The organism is Saccharospirillum alexandrii, from assembly GCF_004000275.1.
GTDB lineage: Bacteria > Pseudomonadota > Gammaproteobacteria > Pseudomonadales > Natronospirillaceae > Saccharospirillum > Saccharospirillum alexandrii.
Genome location: NZ_RCIP01000004.1, coordinates 96,657 through 116,974, shown reverse-complemented (window position 1 = coordinate 116,974; position 20,318 = coordinate 96,657). Strand labels below are relative to the sequence as shown.

14 protein-coding genes are annotated in these 20,318 nt (G+C 56.7%); 6 read left to right on the top strand and 8 right to left on the bottom strand.

Going from position 1 to position 20,318, the window contains the following annotated elements:
* Positions 1–47: 47 nt before the first annotated feature.
* On the top strand, positions 48–1,283 hold the full coding sequence (locus tag EP166_RS16350; protein WP_127559056.1) for an efflux RND transporter periplasmic adaptor subunit: 1,236 nt from the start codon (positions 48–50) through the stop codon (positions 1,281–1,283).
* Positions 1,280–4,369: an efflux RND transporter permease subunit gene (locus tag EP166_RS16345; RefSeq protein ID WP_127559054.1), complete on the top strand. Its 3,090-nt coding sequence runs from the start codon at positions 1,280–1,282 to the stop codon at positions 4,367–4,369. The genes EP166_RS16350 and EP166_RS16345 overlap by 4 nt, the downstream gene beginning before the upstream one ends.
* 29 nt (positions 4,370–4,398) lie before the next feature.
* On the opposite strand, the gene EP166_RS16340 is transcribed toward EP166_RS16345, so the two are convergent.
* Positions 4,399–5,607 carry a sensor histidine kinase gene (locus EP166_RS16340; protein WP_127559052.1) on the bottom strand — a complete coding sequence of 403 codons (1,209 nt, stop codon included), beginning with the start codon at positions 5,605–5,607 and terminating at the stop codon, positions 4,399–4,401.
* Between the two features lie 18 nt (positions 5,608–5,625).
* Positions 5,626–6,963, bottom strand: coding sequence for an HD domain-containing phosphohydrolase (locus EP166_RS16335; protein ID WP_127559050.1), 1,338 nt, complete (start codon positions 6,961–6,963; stop codon positions 5,626–5,628).
* A gap of 118 nt (positions 6,964–7,081) precedes the next feature.
* Between EP166_RS16335 and EP166_RS16330 the strand changes: the two genes are divergently transcribed.
* Positions 7,082–7,642 carry a response regulator gene (locus EP166_RS16330; protein WP_127559048.1) on the top strand — a complete coding sequence of 187 codons (561 nt, stop codon included), beginning with the start codon at positions 7,082–7,084 and terminating at the stop codon, positions 7,640–7,642.
* 67 nt (positions 7,643–7,709) lie between these two features.
* Entirely contained in the window at positions 7,710–8,216 is a 507-nt protein-coding gene (locus tag EP166_RS16325; protein WP_127559046.1) for a chemotaxis protein CheX, read from the top strand.
* A 21-nt stretch (positions 8,217–8,237) separates the two neighbouring features.
* On the opposite strand, the gene EP166_RS16320 is transcribed toward EP166_RS16325, so the two are convergent.
* The 5 genes from EP166_RS16320 to EP166_RS16300 are packed head-to-tail and all read right to left on the bottom strand — an operon-like array spanning position 8,238 to position 16,129.
* Positions 8,238–10,019 (bottom strand): sensor histidine kinase, encoded by a 1,782-nt coding sequence (locus EP166_RS16320; protein ID WP_127559044.1) that lies wholly within the window; start codon positions 10,017–10,019, stop codon positions 8,238–8,240.
* 2 nt (positions 10,020–10,021) lie between these two features.
* A complete protein-coding gene (locus EP166_RS16315) occupies positions 10,022–10,528 on the bottom strand; it encodes a putative pterin-binding protein (protein WP_127559042.1) in 507 nt (168 codons plus the stop codon).
* Positions 10,529–10,560: 32 nt separating this feature from the next.
* A complete protein-coding gene (locus tag EP166_RS16310) occupies positions 10,561–11,784 on the bottom strand; it encodes an EAL and HDOD domain-containing protein (protein ID WP_127559040.1) in 1,224 nt (407 codons plus the stop codon).
* The gene (locus EP166_RS16305) at positions 11,781–14,054 is read right to left on the bottom strand and encodes a response regulator (protein ID WP_127559038.1); all 2,274 of its coding nucleotides are present in this window, start codon (positions 14,052–14,054) and stop codon (positions 11,781–11,783) included. Before EP166_RS16305 ends, EP166_RS16310 begins: the two co-directional genes overlap by 4 nt.
* Positions 14,051–16,129 (bottom strand): GGDEF domain-containing response regulator, encoded by a 2,079-nt coding sequence (locus tag EP166_RS16300; RefSeq protein ID WP_127559036.1) that lies wholly within the window; start codon positions 16,127–16,129, stop codon positions 14,051–14,053. Before EP166_RS16300 ends, EP166_RS16305 begins: the two co-directional genes overlap by 4 nt.
* Before the next feature lie 156 nt (positions 16,130–16,285).
* Here EP166_RS16300 and EP166_RS16295 point away from each other — a divergent pair, with 156 nt between their 5' ends.
* On the top strand, positions 16,286–16,642 hold the full coding sequence (locus tag EP166_RS16295; protein WP_127559034.1) for a HopJ type III effector protein: 357 nt from the start codon (positions 16,286–16,288) through the stop codon (positions 16,640–16,642).
* Positions 16,643–16,698: 56 nt separating this feature from the next.
* On the opposite strand, the gene EP166_RS16290 is transcribed toward EP166_RS16295, so the two are convergent.
* Positions 16,699–18,738: a M3 family metallopeptidase gene (locus EP166_RS16290; protein ID WP_127559032.1), complete on the bottom strand. Its 2,040-nt coding sequence runs from the start codon at positions 18,736–18,738 to the stop codon at positions 16,699–16,701.
* Positions 18,739–18,835: 97 nt separating this feature from the next.
* Between EP166_RS16290 and EP166_RS16285 the strand changes: the two genes are divergently transcribed.
* On the top strand, positions 18,836–20,314 hold the full coding sequence (locus EP166_RS16285; RefSeq protein WP_164743984.1) for a hypothetical protein: 1,479 nt from the start codon (positions 18,836–18,838) through the stop codon (positions 20,312–20,314).
* Positions 20,315–20,318: the final 4 nt, after the last annotated feature.

Below are 20,318 nucleotides of genomic sequence, written 5' to 3'. Positions count from 1 at the left end.
GGCCGCCGTACCTCTGGCTAATTCCTGTCTAAAGAGTGTCGAAACCTATGAGCAGCCGCTGGGTACGATGGAGCTTGCCACTGGTCGTTCTGGGCGCCGGTGTGGCCGGGGCGTGGTGGATGAATAACTCGCCGGAACCATCGGCCGATAACAGCACTGAGGCCGAGCCACAACCGCTGGTCGATGCACCAACGGTGGCTACGGTTAGGCCGGACACCGGACGCTGGTCGCCGCAGCTGATGTTGTATCCCCGTTATCAGAGTCGACAATCGGTGGTGCTGACCAGTCCGGTAGCCGCAGACGTTGAGTCCGTTGAGGTCGCCGTCGGTCAGTCGGTTGAGGCTGGGGCTGTGTTGTTGCAGCTGGACGCCGATGCCCTGCAACGCCAGGTCACCCAGCTTGAAGCCCAGCGTTCGGAGCTTGCATCGCGCAGCCGACTGGAGCAAAGCCAGTATCAGAGTGACCAGGCGGCGCTGGTGATCGAACAGAATCTGGTTGCCATTGCCCAGCGCAGTGTCGATCGGCTGCAGAACCTGGCACGCCAGAACCTGAGTTCGGCAGCCGATCTGGAAGCCGCTGAGCGTACCCTGCAAAACCAGCGACTGGCGTTGCAGCAGCGAGAGCTGGCTATAGCCCGCTACGATGACGTTGAACAACAACTGGCCGCACAGCGGGATCAGCTCGACAGCCAACTGGAGCAGGCCCGAGACAACCTGAATGAAGCAACCATAACCGCCCCCTTTGCGGGCCGCATCGCCAGCCTGGAGGTTCGCCCTGGCACCGAGGCAGGCACCGGCAGCACCTTGTTAACGCTGGTCAACGACCAGGATACCGAATGGGTTGCCTGGGTGGCTGCCTCGGCCTTGCCGGAGGGTGATGCCCTGTCGTCGCTGACGGCGGTGGTAGAAACCGACGCGGGTTCTATTCCGGTCGAACTGAGACAGCGGGATCCGGTCGCCGACCGGGGCAGCGTGCGTCTGTATTTTGAAGCCGAAAACGAACCACCCCAAGCGACCCTGAACCGGACCTACTCACTGCGACTCAACTTGCCAGCCATCCAGGCACACCGGGTTCCCGATGCCAGTGTCTACGCCAACGAGTCGGTCTACCGCGTGGTCGACAACCGGCTGGAACGTGTTCAGATCCGGGTGTTGGGTGAGCAGTTTGATCAGGGCCGGGTCTGGCGGCTGATCGAGGCGGATCTGAACCCCGATGACCGACTGCTGGGCACCCGTTTACAGCAGGCAGCCGACGGCTTGGCGGTTAAGGTGGCTGACCAATGAGCGGTTTGCTGCGAGCCTTTGCTCACCACAGAGTCGCCCCCAATGCGCTGATGTTCGTGGTGATTTTTCTGGGTTTGATCGCGCTCGATCGGCTCAATACCCAGTTTCTACCCGACTTTGAACTCAAGATTGCCACGGTAAACACCGAATGGCCCGGCGCCAGTGCTGAAGACGTTCAGGACGGTGTCACCATTCCGCTCGAACAGGCCATTCTGCAACTGACCGACGTCGACCGGCTGACCACCACGACCATCGAAGGCGGGTCATTCATGACCATCACCTTCAAGGAAGCGGTCAGTGACATTGAACAGGCGGTAGCCGAGGTTGAGAAAGCGCTGGATACGGTCTCGCTGCCTGAGGGTGCCGACGAGCCCGAAGTCACCCGCCAGGTGTTCTATGAGCCCGTCGCCGAGGTACTGCTGCACGGCGATGTCACCCTGAACGAGTTGCAATACTGGGCCGAAGCCGCTGAAACCAGCCTGCAGGCGGCGGGTATTGCCAAGGTGGATTTAAATGGCCTGCCAGACCGTGAGCTGAACCTGCGCATGACAGTGGCGGAATATTTGTCGGGCGAAGCCTCGCTGTCAGAGCTCGGGCAACAGCTGGCCGCCCGAAACCTTAACGTGCCAGCCGGTATTACCGGCGAAGGGCGGTTGCAGTCGCAGCTGCGGGTGCCAGCCGAAGCCAGCGACCCGGCGACTCTGGGGCGCCAGACCCTCACCCAGGGCGATGCCATCCTGAGTATCGACCAGCGCATGACCCTGAGCGAAGACCGCGACCCGGATCAGACCCGGGTGTCCTACCAGGGTCAACCGGCCGTGAAACTCGCGCTCAGCCGCACCCGGGGGGAAGATACGCTGCGCATGGCCGAGATCCTGAACGAGTGGGTGGCCGAGTTTGAACCGACGTTGCCGGCAGGCATGGAGCTGCACGTCTACAACGAAACCTACGAGTTTGTGCAGGCCCGCATCGGCATCATTGTGGATAACGGCGTCGGCGGCCTGTTGATCGTATTGGCGGTGTTGTTCCTGTTTTTAAGGCCGAAGCTGGCCTGGTGGGTCGCTGCCGGTATTCCGATCTCCTTTCTCGGGACCTTCATTTTTCTGGAATTGAGTGGCAACTCCATCAATCTGATCAGTTTGTTCGGGTTTCTGGTGGCTTTGGGGGTGATCGTCGACGATGCCATCGTGGTCGGTGAAAATGCCTACAGCCGAATGGAACAGGGGGAGGAGCCGCGCCAGGCCTCCTTGCGAGCGGCACAGCAAATGCTGCCAGCGGTGGTGGCTTCCTCGGTGACCACCATCGCCGCCTTCCTGCCCCTGTTGCTGGTCGGCGGCCAGGCCGGGGTGTTCACCAAAAGCGTGCCGCTGGTGGTGATCATGGCCATTGCCGCCTCACTGGTAGAGTGCTTTCTGATTCTGCCTGGCCACCTGGCCCACAGTGTCGGCAAGGGCAAATTGAAGCCCCCGGGTCGGCTGCGTGCCGGCTTTGAGAGGGGGTTCGAGCGGTTTCGTCAGGGACCCTTCCGGCGCGCGGTTACCCTGGCCGTCGCGTATCGCGGAACCACCTTTGCCTTGTCCGTCGTGGCACTGGTGCTGGCGGTATCGCTGGTGACCAGTGGCCGCGTTCAGTTCGTGTTTTTCCCGGCGATTCAGCAGCCCGCGTTGCAAATGAACGTCGATTTTGCCGAAGGGACTGACCCGGCGGTGACCCGCACCTTCCTGATGGATATGGAGTCCGCACTGCTCGACATCGAGCAATCGTTCGGCGTGAATCTGGTTGAAACCATCGTCATGGAAACGCACCGTGAATCCCGCGAAGACGGCGCGCTGTTCGTGCAATTGGATGACAGCACCGAGCGCCCGGTGTCCAACAGCGAGATCACCCGTCAGTGGCGGGAGCGGGTAGAAGAGCCGGCCGGGCTGGTCTCGGTCAGCTTCATTGAAAGCCAGCAGGGCCCCTCGACCGATGGCGTGCGGGTTCGGCTGGTCGGAGAAGAGCTGGTGCGCCTGCAACAGGCCGCCAACTGGACCCGGCAGCGTCTGGCGCAAATACCGGGCCTGATCGACATTGAAGACAACCTGCCACTGGGCGCTGAACAACTGAACCTGAACCTGACGGCCGAGGCTTTGGCACAAGGGCTGACACCACAGCAACTGGCGAGCACCCTGCGCGACTGGACCAATGGCTACCCGGTGCAGACCCTGCAAATCGAAGGCGAGGAACGCCCGGTGCAGCTGCGTTTGCGGGAATCCGAAGTCGATAACTGGCCCCGACTGGCCCAGCTTCCCGTGCCCCTGCCGGACGGCACCCAGCGGCCTTTGTCCGCCCTGGCAGACCCCGCGTCTGAGCGGGCCATTCAGCAATTGAACCGGGTGGATGGTGAACTGTCGGTTCAGGTCTCGGCCAAACGCAACAGTTCGGACGTGAACCTGACCGAGGTGAACCGGCTGATCGACACCGAGGTGCGGGCAGAGCTGGCGGACCGGTTCGGCGATGTCAGCCTGCGCGTGGAAGGCGATCAGGAATCGCAAAACGACTTCTTCCGTGATGTTCAGATTGGCGCGGTACTTGGGCTAATGCTCATTTTTATTGCCCTGGCTTGGGTATTCGAAAGCTGGAGCTGGCCACTGGCCGTGATGTCGACCATTCCCTTTGGGCTGACCGGTGCCATTGCCGGACACTGGATCATGGGGCTGGAGTTGAGTGTACTGAGCATTTACGGTTTGTTCGGGTTGTCGGGCATTGTGATCAACAACGCCATTGTGCTGGTCACGGTGTATCGCCAGTTGCGTGACGATGGCATGCGCATGGAGCAGGCCATCATCGAAGCCAGCGTGCGCCGGCTGCGTGCAGTCATCATTACCACGCTGACCACGGTCGGGGGCCTGGGCTTTTTGTTGTTCGAAACGTCCTTCGACGCCCAGTTCCTGATCCCGATGGCCGCCGGCATCGCCTTTGGCCTGATGTTCGCCACCCTGCTGATCCTGTTTTACGTACCCGCCATGCTGATGGCCGTTGAACACGGCCGGGAGCGCCTGGGGCGCTGGAAAGACTGGCTGCTGGGACGGGAGGTGACACTCTGATCGTGCGCCGCACGCGACAGGCGGCGTTCTTACGGAGTTGGCATTTGTCTCAGTGACAGGGTGAAGGTGGTGCCTTTGTTCACCTCACTGACGACGCTGAGACGGCCCTCATGCTTTTCAACGATGGCTTTGCTGACAGACAGTCCAAGGCCGGTGCCCTCGCCAATGTCCTTGGTTGTATAAAAAGGGTCGAAAATTCGTGATAATTCCTCCTCAGCCATACCCTTGCCGTTGTCGGTCACCTCAATCAGAGCCCGATCTCCCTGCGCTTTGAGTTTGATGCAAACCTGTCCATGATCATGTTCAATGGCCTGGACCGCATTGATGAGGAGGTTCATTAATACCTGATAAAGCTTGGAGGGATTGGCCATAACCCAAACCGCAGCCTCCGGGAACTCTGTTTTCACGTCGGCCCGGTATTTGAGGTCACCGACGATCATCTTCTTAACGGACTGGACCAGTTCAATCAAGTTGGTGGGTGTCAGCTTTTCTTGCTCGGGATGAGCGTAAATCTTGAGGCTTTTTACGATCTCACTGATACGACCCAGACCCTCTTCGATATCTGCCAGCATCTCCGGAAGATCGGCTTTAATGGCCTTCACCTGGTCGTATGCATCCATCAGGGTGAGAGCCGCCTGACGATCCTCGGATGAAGCGCCGCTTTGTGCATTGCTTTCAAGTTGGGCGATGTACTGAAGCAGGCTTTCAGTGTAGCTCCCCAGCACTTGAACATTGCTGAGTACGTAGCCAATCGGATTGTTGATTTCGTGGGCCACGCCCGCTGCAAGTTGTCCCAATGAGGCCATTTTTTCAGACTGCAACATCTGACTCTGGTAGGACGTCTGCATGTGCCAGGCTTCAGAATTTCTCAGTGCGTAGCGAATTCGTTGTACCAGCAGTGGGTAATTAATGGGCTTGGGAAAGAAGTCGGTTGCGCCACTCTCAAAGGCTTCGTCGATGGAGCTCAAATCATCGTTGCCCGTCATTATTATGATAGGCGTAATGATGTCCTCCAGATCCCGCCGTATTCTCCGGCAGAGGTCATGGCCAGATTCTCCGGGCATCCATACATCGGTCAGCAGTAGGTGGGGCTTGCTGTTGATAAACCCCTGATAGGCGGTCTCGGCATCAGCGTATTCAATTACGTCAAAACCCGCTTGAGTCAGCATTGCACGAAGCAGGGTTCTCAGATTGCGCTCGTCATCGACAACCGCAACTGTCAGTGGTTTGGATACCATTTAGCCTCCGCTGGATTGCTATTGCTCGGTGTTGTTCAGAGTAGCACCACATTCTGGCGTTGTTTCGGCACGAATGAACAGTACATCGCCATCCACCTCCTGATAGTCTCTCAGTTTGGAAATGGCCTCATCGGTCAGGACGTAGTCCTTGGCCAGCAACAGTAAACCGGCTGCGTTGTACAGGTCATCGAGCAACACCATTCCAGGCTCAAGGTCATTGGGTGTCAGCGCATGCTCACGTTCGTCAAACCGTTTGATTTCTTCAAGGTCCAGCTCACATAAACACGCCACAATGTCCGGGTCATAGTGAATGCCCATGCCTTGTTTCAACTGGTGAACGGCTTTTTTGTAGGCGAGACTGAAGTCATCGCCACTCTGTCCTGCGAAACGCCAAAAGTCCCGGGCGACGGTGACGATTCGGGAGCCCAGGGGAATGACATCGCCAACCAGGCCATGAGGGTAGCCCGCACCGTTGAAGGCTTCATTCTGGCTGCCGAGAATCTGCGCCAGTTCATCGAAGTGTCTGGCCGGTGACAGAATGAGCTCAGCAATCTGAGGGTGCTTTTTAAGTTCATTCTGCTCCTGAACGGTCAGGCGAGCGTGGCTTTTTTTCAATATTTCCGGGTCGACACCGAGCAAACCCAGATTAATCAATTGGCCCGCGAGTCGTATGCGCTCGACATGATCGTCCGGCAGCTCCATCTTCAAGGCGAGTGTCGCAGCCAATTCAGACACATTCTGGTGGAAGTGGCCATCGGCAATCGGATTGACACTGACCGCATTGGTCAGCACATTGATGGTCCCTTTAAACGCTTCTTCACTGCGGTGATGCTCTGCCTGCAGCGTTCTCAAGGCTTTGCGCAACTGCTTGGTGCGAAGCGACACCTCCTGTTCGAGCGTTATATTTTTTTGCTTGATGTCACTTTGTAGCCGATAGTTGGCCTCGATCAACTCGTGATAGCTCAGGCCTTCTTTGACGGCTGCCAGCAGCGCATCATTGTTCCATGGCTTGGAGAGGTACCGTTGAATTCTGCCGTCGTTCACGGCCGATACCGTAGAGGGCAGGTCGGAGAAACCGGTAATCAGCATTCGATAGGCGTTCGGCTGCAGGCGAAAAGTCTCTGCAAGAAATTCCGCACCGGACATGGATGGCATTCTCATGTCGCTGATGACGACGCTTACCGTATTGGCCCTGACATACTCCAGCGCTCGCGCCGCCTCGCTGAACGCCTTGATTCGGGCGTTCAACGGGGTTAATACGCGCCTGAGTACGCTGAGCACCTTCTCTTCATCATCAACACATACAATGGTTGGTGTAAAATGGGCTGTTTTCGCTTCGGCCGTGAATGTTGTCATAACGGTACCCCTTGGTTCCAACCAGACAGATACTGGCGATGTATCAAATGTCTTTAATGTCGCTTTTGTCTTGCTGGGATGGTATAGTGGCCCTAATTCAAAGTAAAGGTTTATTGGAATGATCAAGACACTGTCTCCGGGTGAGATAGCTCGGCTATGCGATGTTCACCAACGTACGGTTAGTCGCTGGATCGCCAGTGGAAAACTCAAAGGCCATCAGCTACCGGGCCGAGGTGATTATCGTGTTATCGAGTCCGATTTCATTGCATTCGCAAAAGATCACGGGATTCCGGTTGGTTTTGATGAAAGCACTGAACCAACAATCTTGGTAATTGACGATGAAGCCCCGGTACGGCGGGCATTGCGGCGTGTTCTCAGCCAAGCCAACTACAAGGTTGTGGAAGCTGAGAACAGCTTTATTGCCGGGGCAATGCTGGAACGCTCGAAACCATCATTGATCACGCTCGACCTGATGATGCCGGGCATACGGTCTGAACACGTGTTTGATTTCCTGCGCAGCCAGACAGATCGCGCGAATGTGCCGGTCGTGGTCATTTCTGCGGCACCGGAGGCGGCACTTGAAGAAGCCCGCCGCAATGGCGCCACGGCAGTGATCGCTAAACCGTTCAATAACGACGATTTGCTGGCCTGTATTGCGGGACTGTTAAAAACTGGGTAAATCCCGATCAGTGAGTCGATAGATCCGTGATCAGCAATAGCGGTTCAACAGGCACTCCGGAGGATGTATGAAAGCGGACATCATCAACCCTTTCATGGAAACAGTGACTGACATCTTGCTCACGATGGCGGAGATGAACTGTCAGCGGCAACCGGTATTTTTAAAACACGAGGCGAATACGCCGGGTGATATTGTTGCAGTGATGCCGTTGCAGGGTGACAGTTTCCGGGGAGCTTTCGTGCTCGCGCTGGACGCCAGTACAGCCTGTAATATCGGTGAGAAACTGCTTCGGGAACCGATGACCTTCCCCAGTGATGCGTGTCTGGATATGACGGGCGAGCTTGCCAATATGGTGTCAGGCGGCGCCAGAAAGCGGTTATGGCAGCAGGGGTATGACTTTGAGATGAGTCAGCCTACGATCGAATTGAGCCAGAGTTTTAAAGGCATGCCTCTGAATTCGACTCTGGTTATTCCGTTTAAGACGCCGGCCGGGTCTCTGTGGGTTGAGGTGTGGTTGAAGTCCATATTGCCCCAGGCACGGCTTTCATTTGGCCAGACAACCAATGTTGGCTGATGGGTACCAGGCGTTGTGGTTTTACGCTGAGTCAAACTGGGCCAGGCGCTCCGACAATTGAGAAGCCACCAGCGGGGATACCAGCAACGATTGGCCACCGGCCTTGATGAAGGCATAGGCCGACGTCGTCTGGTCCGCTGACACCGCGGCAATAAAATTCGGTTTGATGGCCAAAGACTGCTGCCATAAGGCCATCGCATTAAGGTGCTGGTCGTACGGTGGCTGCCAACGAATAACAACAGCGACGCACCCCTCAGGCATGGGTTCGCCTGGTTGAACTTCACGGGTAGCCAGTCTCTGGTGTTGGGCAGCCAGAATGATTTGTTCCCGGTCACGGTCTTCAAACCCGTAGTAAGCGATGTAACGGGGCTGAGATTCCTCCGTGGGTTGCAGACACCTAACCGGTATGTCGAACCAGAACAGTGACCCTTCACCCGGTTCACTCGACAGACCTATCGTTCCCCCCATTCGAGTCACCAGCTCCTTGCAAATACTGAGTCCAAGGCCGGTGCCACCAAAGCGACGGTTTATTGCGCTATCCAATTGAGTAAACCCCTGAAACAGCAGGGATTGCTGGTGGGGCTCAATGCCAATGCCGCTGTCTTTAACGTCTATTCGCAGGTATCCCTGGTTGTCGCTAGAGGGCATTGATCGCCAGTAGGCCGACAACCGAACCTCGCCACGGTCCGTAAACTTAAAGGCGTTGCTGAGCAGATTCATAATGACCTGCCGAAGTCGAACCCGATCACTTTCAATCCAGTCAGGAAGACCGGGTTCCATTGACAGGTGGAAGTCGATCGGTTTTTCCTTAATGGCAGCTCGCGCAACGGTATTGAGATCCTCGAGTAAGGTGGTCAGCGACATGGGCTCTGATGAGATCGTGAGCTTGTCCGTTTCAATGCTGCTCATGTCCAGAATGTCACTGACGATGACCTGCAAGTGGTCGGCTGATTCACGAGCGGCGGTCGCATAGCCAAGCGCTCTGTTCCCAAGGGGTTCTTCCGTCAGGATATTCAACATACCCAAAATGCCATTCAGTGGCGTTCGTATTTCATGACTCATCATTGCAACAAAAGCGGATTTTGCCTTGCTGGCCGCCTTGGCTTGCTCGGCCGTCTCTCTGAGTTGTTGTGCCATTTGTGACAGGGCGGTTACCTGGCGTTGCTCCTTGATCAGGCTGCGTACCAGCAAAAAAATCAACAGCATGGTCGCTGAAATCAAAAGAAGGACAGACACGGACAACCAAAACATGGTGTCGAGTAACTCATTGCGGCTGGTCGTGGAATTTTCGGAGCGAACCGTTATTACCTGGTTAATAAAGTCATTCGACAGAGCCGTCAGTTTGTCCGTTTGCTCGGAAAAACGGGAAAAATCTTCCGTCGGTTGTGAAAAGTAGGCGTAGACGTCCTGTTCCAGCGCCATCAGCTCTGCACCAAATTCCGCTAAAAGCTGGGTCTGCCTTGTATCCTGTTCTATCAGTTGCTTTAACTCGCCGTTATCCAGTGTGATGAAACGGCTGTATAAAATTTCAAAACGTAATTCAAGTTCATCAAGATCGTAAGCCGATTCGATGGTGGCTTCGGCGAGAAACAAACTCCATCGCTTGGTTTCCCGTTCCAGTTGCATACTGGCCCACAGAAGGTTTTCGCGTACGGTACTGACCAGTACTTGTTGGCGTTGAGACGCTTGCCAATACAGGTAACCTGCCGACAACAGCAATGCCAGGCACGTTGCCAGTAGCAGCGCTAGCCCCCAGTAGCGGGGGCGCACCAGGTGCGGTGTGTTGTCAGCAGGCAGGGTCATGGTTAGCGCACGTCGATCCGGTTTACCTGCCAGACCGAGCGGTTGTGGTACAGCTCGCTGTTAAGTTCCGGTTCGTCAGTAAAGGGGTAGATGACAAATAAGGGGCCGCGATCCCGAATGCGCAGTTGTTGATCGTTCATGCTCATGGCGAATACCACGCCAAACTGAGATAAATCGGACGTCGGCATTTCTGAGCTGTAGTCGTTAAGCGCGGTAAGCAGCAGTGTGTCTCCCTTGGCACCCAGAGCCTCCATTAACGCGGCTCCGAGTGGGCCCTGATAGCGATTAAGCCCATCGGCCCATGGGTTTCTGGTGAGGATGGTACCCTGCTCCAGAGCCATCAGCATGGCTCGGTCAAATTCGGCAACGTCACCATTGTTGGTGTGCTCGATGTTTCCACTGACCGTCAGTATGACGGGGCCGGATGGCGCTGGCAAAGCCTCAGCAAAGGTCAACGAGCTTGAAAGCGTCAGTATGGCAGTGGATATAAACCCGATCAGTTTCTTCATTGAAGTGAGCTCCTATTGAGCAACAGGTGTGCCTAAAGCACGTTCAGCAAGGCCTGTGTCCAGGCGCGCGCATGTAAATACAGATGGTTCAGTCGGGCGATCATGTCCCGGTTCTGGGGTGACAACTCAGCCGCTTCGTAGGCTTCTGCCAGTCGCAGCAGTCTGCCGTAAGCCCCCTGGCGATGCCGCAGGGCCAGGTCAATCTCGTCGCTGACGCTCAGTTGCTGCAACATGTCATTCGTTGACATACCGAGCATGTCGGGCAGGTGAGACAGCAACCCCACACTGAACGCAGTTTCAACGTCGAGTGTTGAATCAGACTGGCTTACCGCCCTGCAAAAAGCGGCGCGAGTGAGGATATCGGGCAGTAGCAATCCACTGCAGCCGCCCATGTCGGTAATCAGTAAGCTGGCCATTAGGGTCTTGATGTCCGCGAGACCCAATCGCATCAGTGCTTCAGACACATTCCTGATCTGACGAACCCGGGCTAAACCGGCCGAATTGGCTCGTTTTAGGAGCAAGAGGGTGGCTTGCGGCAGTTGCGTTAGCAAAGACGATACTTTTTGAACGTCGGGCTCTGCTTGGTGTAACTCTTGCAAAATGCGCAACAGGATTTGCCGGTTGGCATTGCCCTGTTGGCTCTTTTTATTCAGGGTGGTTGGCGCTGAGTAGAAAAAACCCTGAAACCGATCAAAGCCGGCGTTTCGGCAGCGATCAAACTGATCGAGATCGGCGACCCGATGAGCAATAAAGGTAAGGTTTGGGAGGCGTTTTTTCAGGACCGACAGTCGCGTTTCTTCGTGCTCGACGATTGCAGCAGGTATCTTGACGGCTTCAAAGACACTGATATCGTCATTCAAAGGCCAGTCTTCGCACGACAGGCAAAGCCGGTACCCGGCCTGAGCCAGTTGGTTCAGTAGCCCGGGTTCCGGCTGGTCGGATGCGTTTATCTCCAGGACTAACTGTGCATCTGCCGTCGGCAGTAAATCTGAATCCGTTAGCCAGGTCAGCGGTGCCTTTATCAGCAAGTCCCGGTCACCCACCAATTGTGTAATCCCAATCTCGTAGATTGCCAGCAAGACCGCGCTGGCGGTTGCATGAGTCGGGTCAATGATCACGGCTTGTTGAGCGGTGGCAGAGTGCCGGTACAACAGCGCATCCGTACGGTGTCGGAAGTCCCGGTCACAAATCGGCTGAAGCGCAATGTGCGCCGGCGGTTGAACGGGGCGGCCTTGCAATTGACCCTTGGTTGTCATTTGGCATGACCCCCCAGGTACTTACTAAGCTGTTTCAACGTGTCGGGGTAAAGGGTGTTGAACGCGCCCCAGGCCTGGCGTGCAGATTCAGTGTCTGAATTCCCGGCAGCTCTCTCCAACTGGTACGCCGCGTCTCCCAGAGAGCCGGCACCGAACGTCCGCAACATACCCTTTAGGCTGTGCGCCTGGCGTTGCAGAGTGTGCCAGTCCCCTAGTTCATAGGCCTTTTCCAGCGTCGAATAGGTTGCTGGCAGGTCCTCCACAAAGGGTTTCAAAATGGTAAGCAGGATGGGTTCGTCACCTCCGACCATGAGTAACGCCTGTTTCCAGTTGACGAGGTTATCGCTCGCTGTTGGCGCCGGTATATTGATCACCGCTGACGGTTGTGCCTCGACAGACTGGGGTAGGCCGGGTTCACGAAACGTCGGGATGTGGCGCTTTACCACAGACTTCAGCTGGTCTGGCCGGTAAGGCTTGGACAAATAGTCATCCATGCTGGCGTCACGGCACTTGGCCGGGTCGTTAAACAGGGCATTGGCTGTCAGCGCGATAATGGGAACCGGACTGAGGCCCTGGTCTTTCTCGTACGCACGAATGTGTTGGGTGGTTTCGTAACCATCCATGTCGGGCATCATAATGTCCATAAACACCAGGTCGACGGCGCATCGCTTTATTGCTGCCAGAGCCAGTTCACCCGATTCAGCGGTCAACACCTTGACACCGAGCTTTTCCAGCTGGATCTGTGTCATCTGGAGATTCAGGTCCGTATCGTCAACCACAAGGATGGTGGGGGCGTTCGACAGTCCCGGTACTGCGTCGACCGGAGCGGAAAAGGTGAGTGCCTGATAAACCTCTTGTGCAGACGCAGGCATCGCCAGGGATCGATACGTTGAATCAGCCTGGTGGCTTTGGTCGCTCAGCCAAAGAATGGAGTCGGAAGCGGTTTGGCCAGACCATGCCAGTTGCGCCACAATTTGCTCCAGTGTTTGCTCGGCACCAACACCCGTCAAACCTGCAGAAATCAGCACCCAGTCTGGCGCGACTTCCCGTTGCCGCAACTGGAACAGAGCTTCAGGACCGGTGTGTACCCGGGTAACCGAAGCGCCCAGATTCACCAGGATGTTCACCAGGCTGCTGGTACGACGCTGATCATCATCGATCACCAGTACCCATTGCTGGTGCATCACCTTGTTGTCGCTTTTCCGCTCTGGCTCTGGCACGGGTTGATAAGGGACTCGGAGCTGGAAAACCGATCCCTGGCCAGGTTCACTGCTCACCGCAATATGGCCATCCATCAGATCGGATAATTGTTTGACAATGTTCAGCCCCAGGCCAACACCACCGTCTTTGAATTGATCGTGATGGCGTGACTGGGTGTAAGGGTCAAACAACAGCGGTAGTTGTGATGCTTCAATACCCGATCCACTGTCGCTTACCTCGATGATCAGTTCATGGGGGTGTGTGCCTGGCATCACCGCCAGCTCTATCCCTCCAGTCTCGGTATATTTGAACGCATTACTCATCAGGTTGTGAACAATTTGAGACAACCGTTCCGAATCCAACTCTATGCACGCTGGCAAGGCTTCGGCCAGATACAACCGGAAAGACAATTGCTTGGAATACAGTTTACCTCGCCAAAACTCGACCAAGTCGCCGACCCAGTCAAGCAGATCGGTCGTCTTGGGCACCAACACCAGTCGATTGGCCTGCAGTCGGGAAAAATCCAGAATCTGACTGATCAATCGGTTCAGTTGGCTTGCATCATGACGCACCGTGGTCAGTCGCGAGTGCCAGTCAGAATCCGGTTGCTCGGCCAGCTCCAGAAAATTCATGATCGAATTCAGGGGCGCTCGCAAGTCATGGCTTACTGCAGAAAGCATCCAGCTGCCAAAGGACGCACGTTGCTCGGCAAGGGCCAGGCGCCCTCTCAATAACCACTGATGTCGAAGACCGTCCCAGTGTGCCAACAGAGTGCCTTCAGGTTGATCTGAGGCTCCCTCACACAGTAGCCATCCGGCTTCCATCAGTGGCCAGGCTGTCACAGACTGATCAATGATGAGCGGTAGCGTCTGTTTGGCTGGATCGGGTAACTGATATCGGGTCTGCGGTGTCGGGCTGTCACAATGGTCTGCCCAGTCATTCAACGGTAGCCAGGAACAGGTCTGGCTTCGGGTGACGCGACGCCAAAACTCAGTCGCCTCTACCGCCCACTGGTTAAATGGGACAGACCGGTTAAGCAGTGTGAGCAGCTCTTCGTTTAAGGCCGTCATATGGATCCCGTCCTGCTTTTGCGAGACTGAGCAAAGGCGATGGCCTCGTCTAATGGAAGCGCTTTGGCGTAGTAAAAGCCTTGTTGTAAATCGATTCCGAGGGCATCCAGGTAATCGCGCTGGCGCACAGACTCGATTCCTTCGGCAACGGTGGTTAAATTCAACCCTCGGGCCAGGGTGACCATGGCCTGAATAATGGCTCTGACCTTGGGGTTGAGGGTGATATCGACGATGAACGCGCGATCAATTTTCAGGGTTGTCAGTGGGAACTGCAGCAGATACTCCATGGAGGAATAACCGATGCCAAAATCATCTATGGCCAGGTGAAAGCCTGCCTGTCGCAACGCTTTCAGCTTTAACAGTGTGGCGTGTGGGTCGGCCATGGCGGTGCCTTCCGTAATTTCAAACTCAAAATCTTCAGCATTCAGGCCAGAGTTGTTCAGCGTGGACAAAATAAAGGGTACCAGTTGATCGTCCGCAAACTGCTGAGCGGCCAGATTGATCCCGAGCCGCACGGTTAACCCGGCCTCTTTAAGAGCCCTGGCTTTTTTGAAGGCCAGTTCAATGATCAGCTTGCCAAGCTCTACCATGAGCCCCATCCGTTCAATGGCGGGTAGAAATTCAGCCGGTGAGTGATGGCTAATCTGTCCATTGTCATCAATCCAACGCACCAGTGCTTCGAACCCGCAAACGGTTTCACGCCCGTCTATCGACAGCTGGGGTTGCAGGTACAGATCAAATTGGCCGACTTGCAAAGCGCGTTTGACCTCGCTTTCCAGGTGCATCTCACGGCGAATGTCCTCTGGTGCAGAGTCTTCAAGCCAATACACCCCTTTGCCTGGATTTGACTCCGCCTGATGCAATCCCAGGCGTGAGCGCTGGTAATAATAGTCGGCACCCAAGTCAGCCTTGGTTAGGGTCATGGCGCTGCATAAGCTGTTTGGCGTCAGAATTTCGTTGTCGATGTGCCGCTCTGTTTCGCTGAGTTGCACCAGTGCATTGAGATGTGTCTCCATCGCCTGTTCAGATTTAAAACGTCCCAGTACCGAAAACCGACCCTCGTTAATGTAGAAAATCTCTACCTGCCCCTGGAGTGGACGAAGGTAGCGCTTGAAGTCACTGGCGATGTGTTTGATCAGTTCGTTGACCCTTTTCTGACCAAAGACGGAAACCTGTCTGCCATAGCCTGTCAGGCCGACCAGGGCCAGGATGGAAAGCGGGCCGTTGGCTTTCATGGGCTGAAGGTGGTCACCAATCTGTTGCAGCAACATTCGCTCGTTTGGCAGCCCGGTCATGTCATCGTGCAAGCGCAGATAAGTCAGCAGATCATCCGTGCTTCGGTGCTCGGTAATGTCCTGAAAAGCCCCGTGCATGACCAGGCCGCTGGCGTCTTCCATACTGCAACTGAAGCGAATAATGCGCTGCCCTGCCTCGGGCAGATTTATGCGCAGCTCCAGGTCTGCCTCTCTTTTTTCCGACAACACCGCTTCTATTCGTATGCGGTCTTCAGGGTGAAGCAGGTCCAGAATTTCATCCTGTGCATACTCACCGTCTTCCAGATGCAGGAGTGATTTGGACAGGGCGTTTAGCCGGAAAGTTCGGGTACCAAAGTGATAGCCGAGATACCCCATCCGAGCAAACTGGCTGGCACGACTTTGGAAATGTAGGGATTTTCTCAGCTTACGCTCGTTGTCACGATTGCGCAGGGCGTAACGAACACGCTGTACCAGGAGCGGGAAATTGATGGGTTTGGTTAAAAAGTCCGTGGCGCCCAGCTCGAACGCTTGACTGATCGAGTCGACATCATCTGCGCCGGTTAGCATGATGATGGGGGTGATGCGGTCGGACCGCGCTTCCCGGATGGCCGCGCATACGTCAAACCCGTCAATCCCCGGCAGGTTTACATCGAGTAATACCAGATCTGGCTGATGATCGTGATGGATGTCGAGCCCGATTTCACCTGAGTTGGCTACCCGTGTCTCGAAACCCTGTTTGTTCAGGGCATGGCAAATGAGCTGTGATATGGCTGGCTCATCTTCAATGACCAGCAGGAGCGGTCGATTTTCAAGTGACATTGAGGCTCCTGGTTTGAGAAGTAAACATTGATTAGGAATTATAGGACAATAAAGACAAAAGGGACAGTCTTTTTTCGTAACGGTCGACCCCGGCGGTTCGGTTGGCCCCGATGGCTGTGATAGCCTGTTGCCTGTTCTCCGAGGATCTTGCCTGCCATGACATTAAACGACTTTGCAGACCAGCTATACACCCGGCCAGAGACGATCGACTTTGACCAGGCCATTGCCGTGATCGATCGGGAGTTCGAATTCACGCCGGTGGCGTTTTCGGTGGGCGAGCAGCGCAACGCCGCCGGTACTAACCAGGGATCATGCCGCCTGCTGGCCTTTGCCCATGCGATGAACTTGCCGGAAGCGACCACCCTGGCGCTGTTTGGTGATTATTATCGCAAAGATGTGCTGGGCAATCCCGACGGGCAGGATCACGCCAACATTCGTCAGTTTATGCAGCATGGCTGGAAAGGCGTGCATTTTTCAGCCATAGCGCTGAAGAAAAGAGCGTCTGAAGGGTAAACTCGCCGAACCCTGCTACTGGGCAGGGTTCGGCGCTGAACCACTGAATCAGGCGGCTATGCCGCTATGCCGCTATGGCGCAGCAACGCATCCACTTGCGGTTCCCGCCCGCGGAACTGTTTGAACAGATCGCCAGCTGGCACACTGCCGCCATTGGCCAGAATCACGTCTCGAAAGGCCTTGCCGGTTTCTGCATTGAAGATGCCCTCCTCCTCAAAGCGGCTGTAGGCATCGGCGCTCAGCACTTCGGCCCACTTGTAGCTGTAGTAGCCGGCCGAATAGCCACCGGCGAAAATATGACCAAAGCTGTGCTGGAAGCGATTCTCCGGCACGGTTTTAATGACCGACACCTCTTCCCGAACCTGATCCAGTACCGCTTGCACATCGTTCACCATAAACGCCTCGGTTTTGTTGTGCAGCTTCATGTCGAACAGGGAGAACTGCAGCTGGCGCGCCGTGCCCATGGCTGACTGGAAGTTCTTGGCGGCCAGCATTTTTTCCAGCAGATCGGCCGGCAGGGGTTCACCCGTCTCCACATGACCCGAAATAAAAGCCAGTGCCTCGGGCTCCCAGCACCAGTTTTCCATGAATTGACTGGGCAGCTCGACGGCATCCCAGGCGACCCCGCTGATGCCACTGACATCGCCGACGTCCACCCGCGTTAGCATGTGATGCAAACTGTGGCCAAATTCGTGGAACAGGGTGGTTACTTCGTCGTGCGTCAGCAGCGAGGGTTTGCCATCGACCGGGGGCGTGAAGTTGCAGGTCAGATAGGCAACGGGTTTTTGCAGCTTAGTGCCGATGCGTACCCGCTTGCGGCATTCGTCCATCCAGGCGCCGCCGCGCTTGCCTTCGCGGGCATAGAGATCCATGTAGAAGCGGGCTACGACGTCACCATTCTCCAGCACATTGTAGAGCTGCACATCCGGGTGGTACGTCTCAAAGTCGGAGACTTGCTCGAACGAAATGTCGAACAGACGGTGTGCGGTTTCGAACAGGCCTTCGATCACACGCGGTGCCGGGAAATACGGTTTCAGCTCTTCCTGCGAGACGGCATAGCGCTGCTCCTTCAGCTTTTCACTGGCGTAGCTGATGTCCCAGGGCTCCAGCTCATCGGTCATGCCCAGCTCATCCCGGGCGAAGACGACCAGCTCTTCGTATTCGTGTTTGGCCTGGGGCACCGCTTTGGCGGCCAGCTGGTTTAGGAAGTCGAGCACGGCCGCCGGAGAGTCGGCCATCTTGGTCGCCAGCGAGACTTCGGCGTGGTTGGCATACCCCAACAGCTCGGCAGCGGCCTGGCGTTTGGTCAGAATGTCGGTCATTTCCGGGCCATTGTCGTAAACACCGCCGAATGGGCCAACATCTGATGCGCGAGTAACATGGGCCATGTAGGTCTCGCGGCGCAGCTCACGGTCGTCGGCGTAGGTCAGCACGGGAATGACCGAGGGCATTTCCAGGGTGACCAGCCAGCCGTCCTTGTCTTTCTGGCGGGCATACTGTGCCAGGGTGGCCCGGGCTGAGGCGGGCAAGCCGGACAAACGGGCTTCATCAGTAATGTGCAGCGACCAGGCCTGTGTGGCATCCAGTACGTGCTCACTGAAGCGCTGCTGCAATTGGGCCAGTTCCGACTGCAGCGTTGCGAAGGCTTTTTTGTCGTTCTCGTTCAGGTCGATGCCGGACAGCCGGAAATCGCGCAGGGCTTGCTCGATCGCTGCCTTCTGGGCGGTGGACAGCGTGTTGAAGTCATCCCGTCCTGCGATTTGTTGATAAGCTTTGAACAGGCCATCGTGCTGGCCGAGCCAGCTCTGGTAATCGGTCAGCAACGCCAGAGCCTGGCTGTAGGCATCACGCAGTTCGGGCGAATCCTTAACGCCAGTCAGGTGGCCAAATACCGCCCAGGCATTGTCGAGCCGTTCATCCAGTTCGCTGATGGGCTCAATCAGGGACTCCCAGGTCGGCTCGGCAACCGTTTCCACCAGTTCATTGATGCGTGCCTTGCTGCTGTCGATGATCTCGGTCATGGCCGGGACGATCTGGTCTGCCTTGAATTGCTCAAAGGGCGGCAGTTCATGCGGTTCAAGCAATGGGTTGGTCATGGTGGTGTCCTTTTGTTGAGTCTTGAAGGGTCAGTACGGTGCCAGGCGGTCATGGCGGTGTCGTCAAACGGTCACAGAAATGTCGTATAACCGGCGCATGACTGCATTGCTCCGCGCCCTATGGCGTCACCCACGATGGCTCACCGCTGCACTGGTACTGATCCTGATCGGTTTAGTATGGGCTCCTGTCAGAACCCCGACCACTATTTACCTGAGTGTGGGGTTCGAGCGCGGTGAAACAAGTGCGGATTTCGTGGGTGTTGCCATCGATGCCGCCATGCTGACCGGCGGCGACTGGTGGACCGACCTCGATGGGCCGCCCCGCCCGCTCGACCTGAGCGATGCCGACCTGCAGCGCTGGACCCGAATTCTGGCGCCCGCCTGGATCCGGCTTGGCGGCACCGAAGCCGACAAACTCTGGTGGCAGGCTCCGGATGACCCGGCCGCCGCCCAGCCGTGGCTGGACCGCGGCGACCTGACCGGGTTTCTGACCTTCACCCGGGCCGCAGGCGCCCGGCCTATGATCACCACCAGCACGGGCCCCCGGGTGCGTGACGGCGGCGACTGGCAACCGGGTCAATTACAGCGTCTGCTCGGCTGGCTGCCGCAGGACTACAACGGCGTACTCGAGTTCGGCAACGAACCCGGAGCCCACTGGCTGATGTTTGGCCTGAGGCATCAATACGGGTTCGATCAGTACACTGAAGAATTCGCCAGAGCCCGCGCGCTGACCGGCAAAATTCCGTTGGCCGGGCCCGCCAATGCCTTCTGGCCCGGCATCGGTGAACCCTTGCGACCGCTGGTGGGCAGTTCCCGCACCTTCCTGGAAAACGGCGCCAACCCGGCCATCTTCAGCTGGCATTACTACCCGACCCAGTCGTCTCGCTGTCGTGTCCGCACCGAAGGGGCCGAGTGGGAATCGCTGGTCGACATTGAAGCGGTGGACGAATTCCGCCGTCAGGCGCAGCGCGTTCGCGGCTGGGTCGATCGTTACTCGCCCGACTCCGAACTCTGGCTTGGCGAGACCGGCCCGGCCCAGTGCGGTGGTGTTGATCAGCTGACCAATCGCTTTGGCTCCAGCCTGTGGTGGCTGACCTTGCTGGGTACGGCCGCTCAAACCGGGCAGGACACCGTGATTCGGCAGTCGCTGGTTGGCGGCGACTACGCCCTGCTCGCCCACCGCACCCGCTACAGCCCCAACCCGGATTACTGGGCCCAGGTGCTGTGGAACCGGCTGATGGGCCCGCGCTGGTTTGAGGTACGCGGCAGTGGCGCGGTGATTCAGGCCTATGCCCATTGCGACCCCGCAACCCCCGGCGTGCTGACCCTGCTAACCGTTAACCTGAAACCGGTGCCAATTACCCTGATTCTGCCGGACAACCAGCCCCGGCCGACCCTGACCGTGACCAGTCCGTCCCTCGACAGCCGGTTCGTTCAAGTGGAGGATCAATGGCCTGAAACCTTCGACTGGGATGCCGGAGAGCCCCTGCCCTGGGTGCAACGTGACAACAGCGACGCCCAGCCGGCTTACAGTTACCGTTTCACCCGACTGGACGCGCCCGAAAGCTGTTCCTGATGCA

What these genes read in the sequence shown, in the direction of transcription:
- EP166_RS16350 (WP_127559056.1), top strand. Translation starts at nt 48, where the DNA reads ATGAGCAGCCGCTGGGTACGATGGAGCTTGCCACTGGTCGTTCTGGGC.
- EP166_RS16345 (WP_127559054.1), top strand. Translation starts at nt 1,280, where the DNA reads ATGAGCGGTTTGCTGCGAGCCTTTGCTCACCACAGAGTCGCCCCCAAT.
- EP166_RS16340 (WP_127559052.1), bottom strand. Translation starts at nt 5,607, where the DNA reads ATGGTATCCAAACCACTGACAGTTGCGGTTGTCGATGACGAGCGCAAT.
- EP166_RS16335 (WP_127559050.1), bottom strand. Translation starts at nt 6,963, where the DNA reads ATGACAACATTCACGGCCGAAGCGAAAACAGCCCATTTTACACCAACC.
- EP166_RS16330 (WP_127559048.1), top strand. Translation starts at nt 7,082, where the DNA reads ATGATCAAGACACTGTCTCCGGGTGAGATAGCTCGGCTATGCGATGTT.
- EP166_RS16325 (WP_127559046.1), top strand. Translation starts at nt 7,710, where the DNA reads ATGAAAGCGGACATCATCAACCCTTTCATGGAAACAGTGACTGACATC.
- EP166_RS16320 (WP_127559044.1), bottom strand. Translation starts at nt 10,019, where the DNA reads ATGACCCTGCCTGCTGACAACACACCGCACCTGGTGCGCCCCCGCTAC.
- EP166_RS16315 (WP_127559042.1), bottom strand. Translation starts at nt 10,528, where the DNA reads ATGAAGAAACTGATCGGGTTTATATCCACTGCCATACTGACGCTTTCA.
- EP166_RS16310 (WP_127559040.1), bottom strand. Translation starts at nt 11,784, where the DNA reads ATGACAACCAAGGGTCAATTGCAAGGCCGCCCCGTTCAACCGCCGGCG.
- EP166_RS16305 (WP_127559038.1), bottom strand. Translation starts at nt 14,054, where the DNA reads ATGACGGCCTTAAACGAAGAGCTGCTCACACTGCTTAACCGGTCTGTC.
- EP166_RS16300 (WP_127559036.1), bottom strand. Translation starts at nt 16,129, where the DNA reads ATGTCACTTGAAAATCGACCGCTCCTGCTGGTCATTGAAGATGAGCCA.
- EP166_RS16295 (WP_127559034.1), top strand. Translation starts at nt 16,286, where the DNA reads ATGACATTAAACGACTTTGCAGACCAGCTATACACCCGGCCAGAGACG.
- EP166_RS16290 (WP_127559032.1), bottom strand. Translation starts at nt 18,738, where the DNA reads ATGACCAACCCATTGCTTGAACCGCATGAACTGCCGCCCTTTGAGCAA.
- EP166_RS16285 (WP_164743984.1), top strand. Translation starts at nt 18,836, where the DNA reads ATGACTGCATTGCTCCGCGCCCTATGGCGTCACCCACGATGGCTCACC.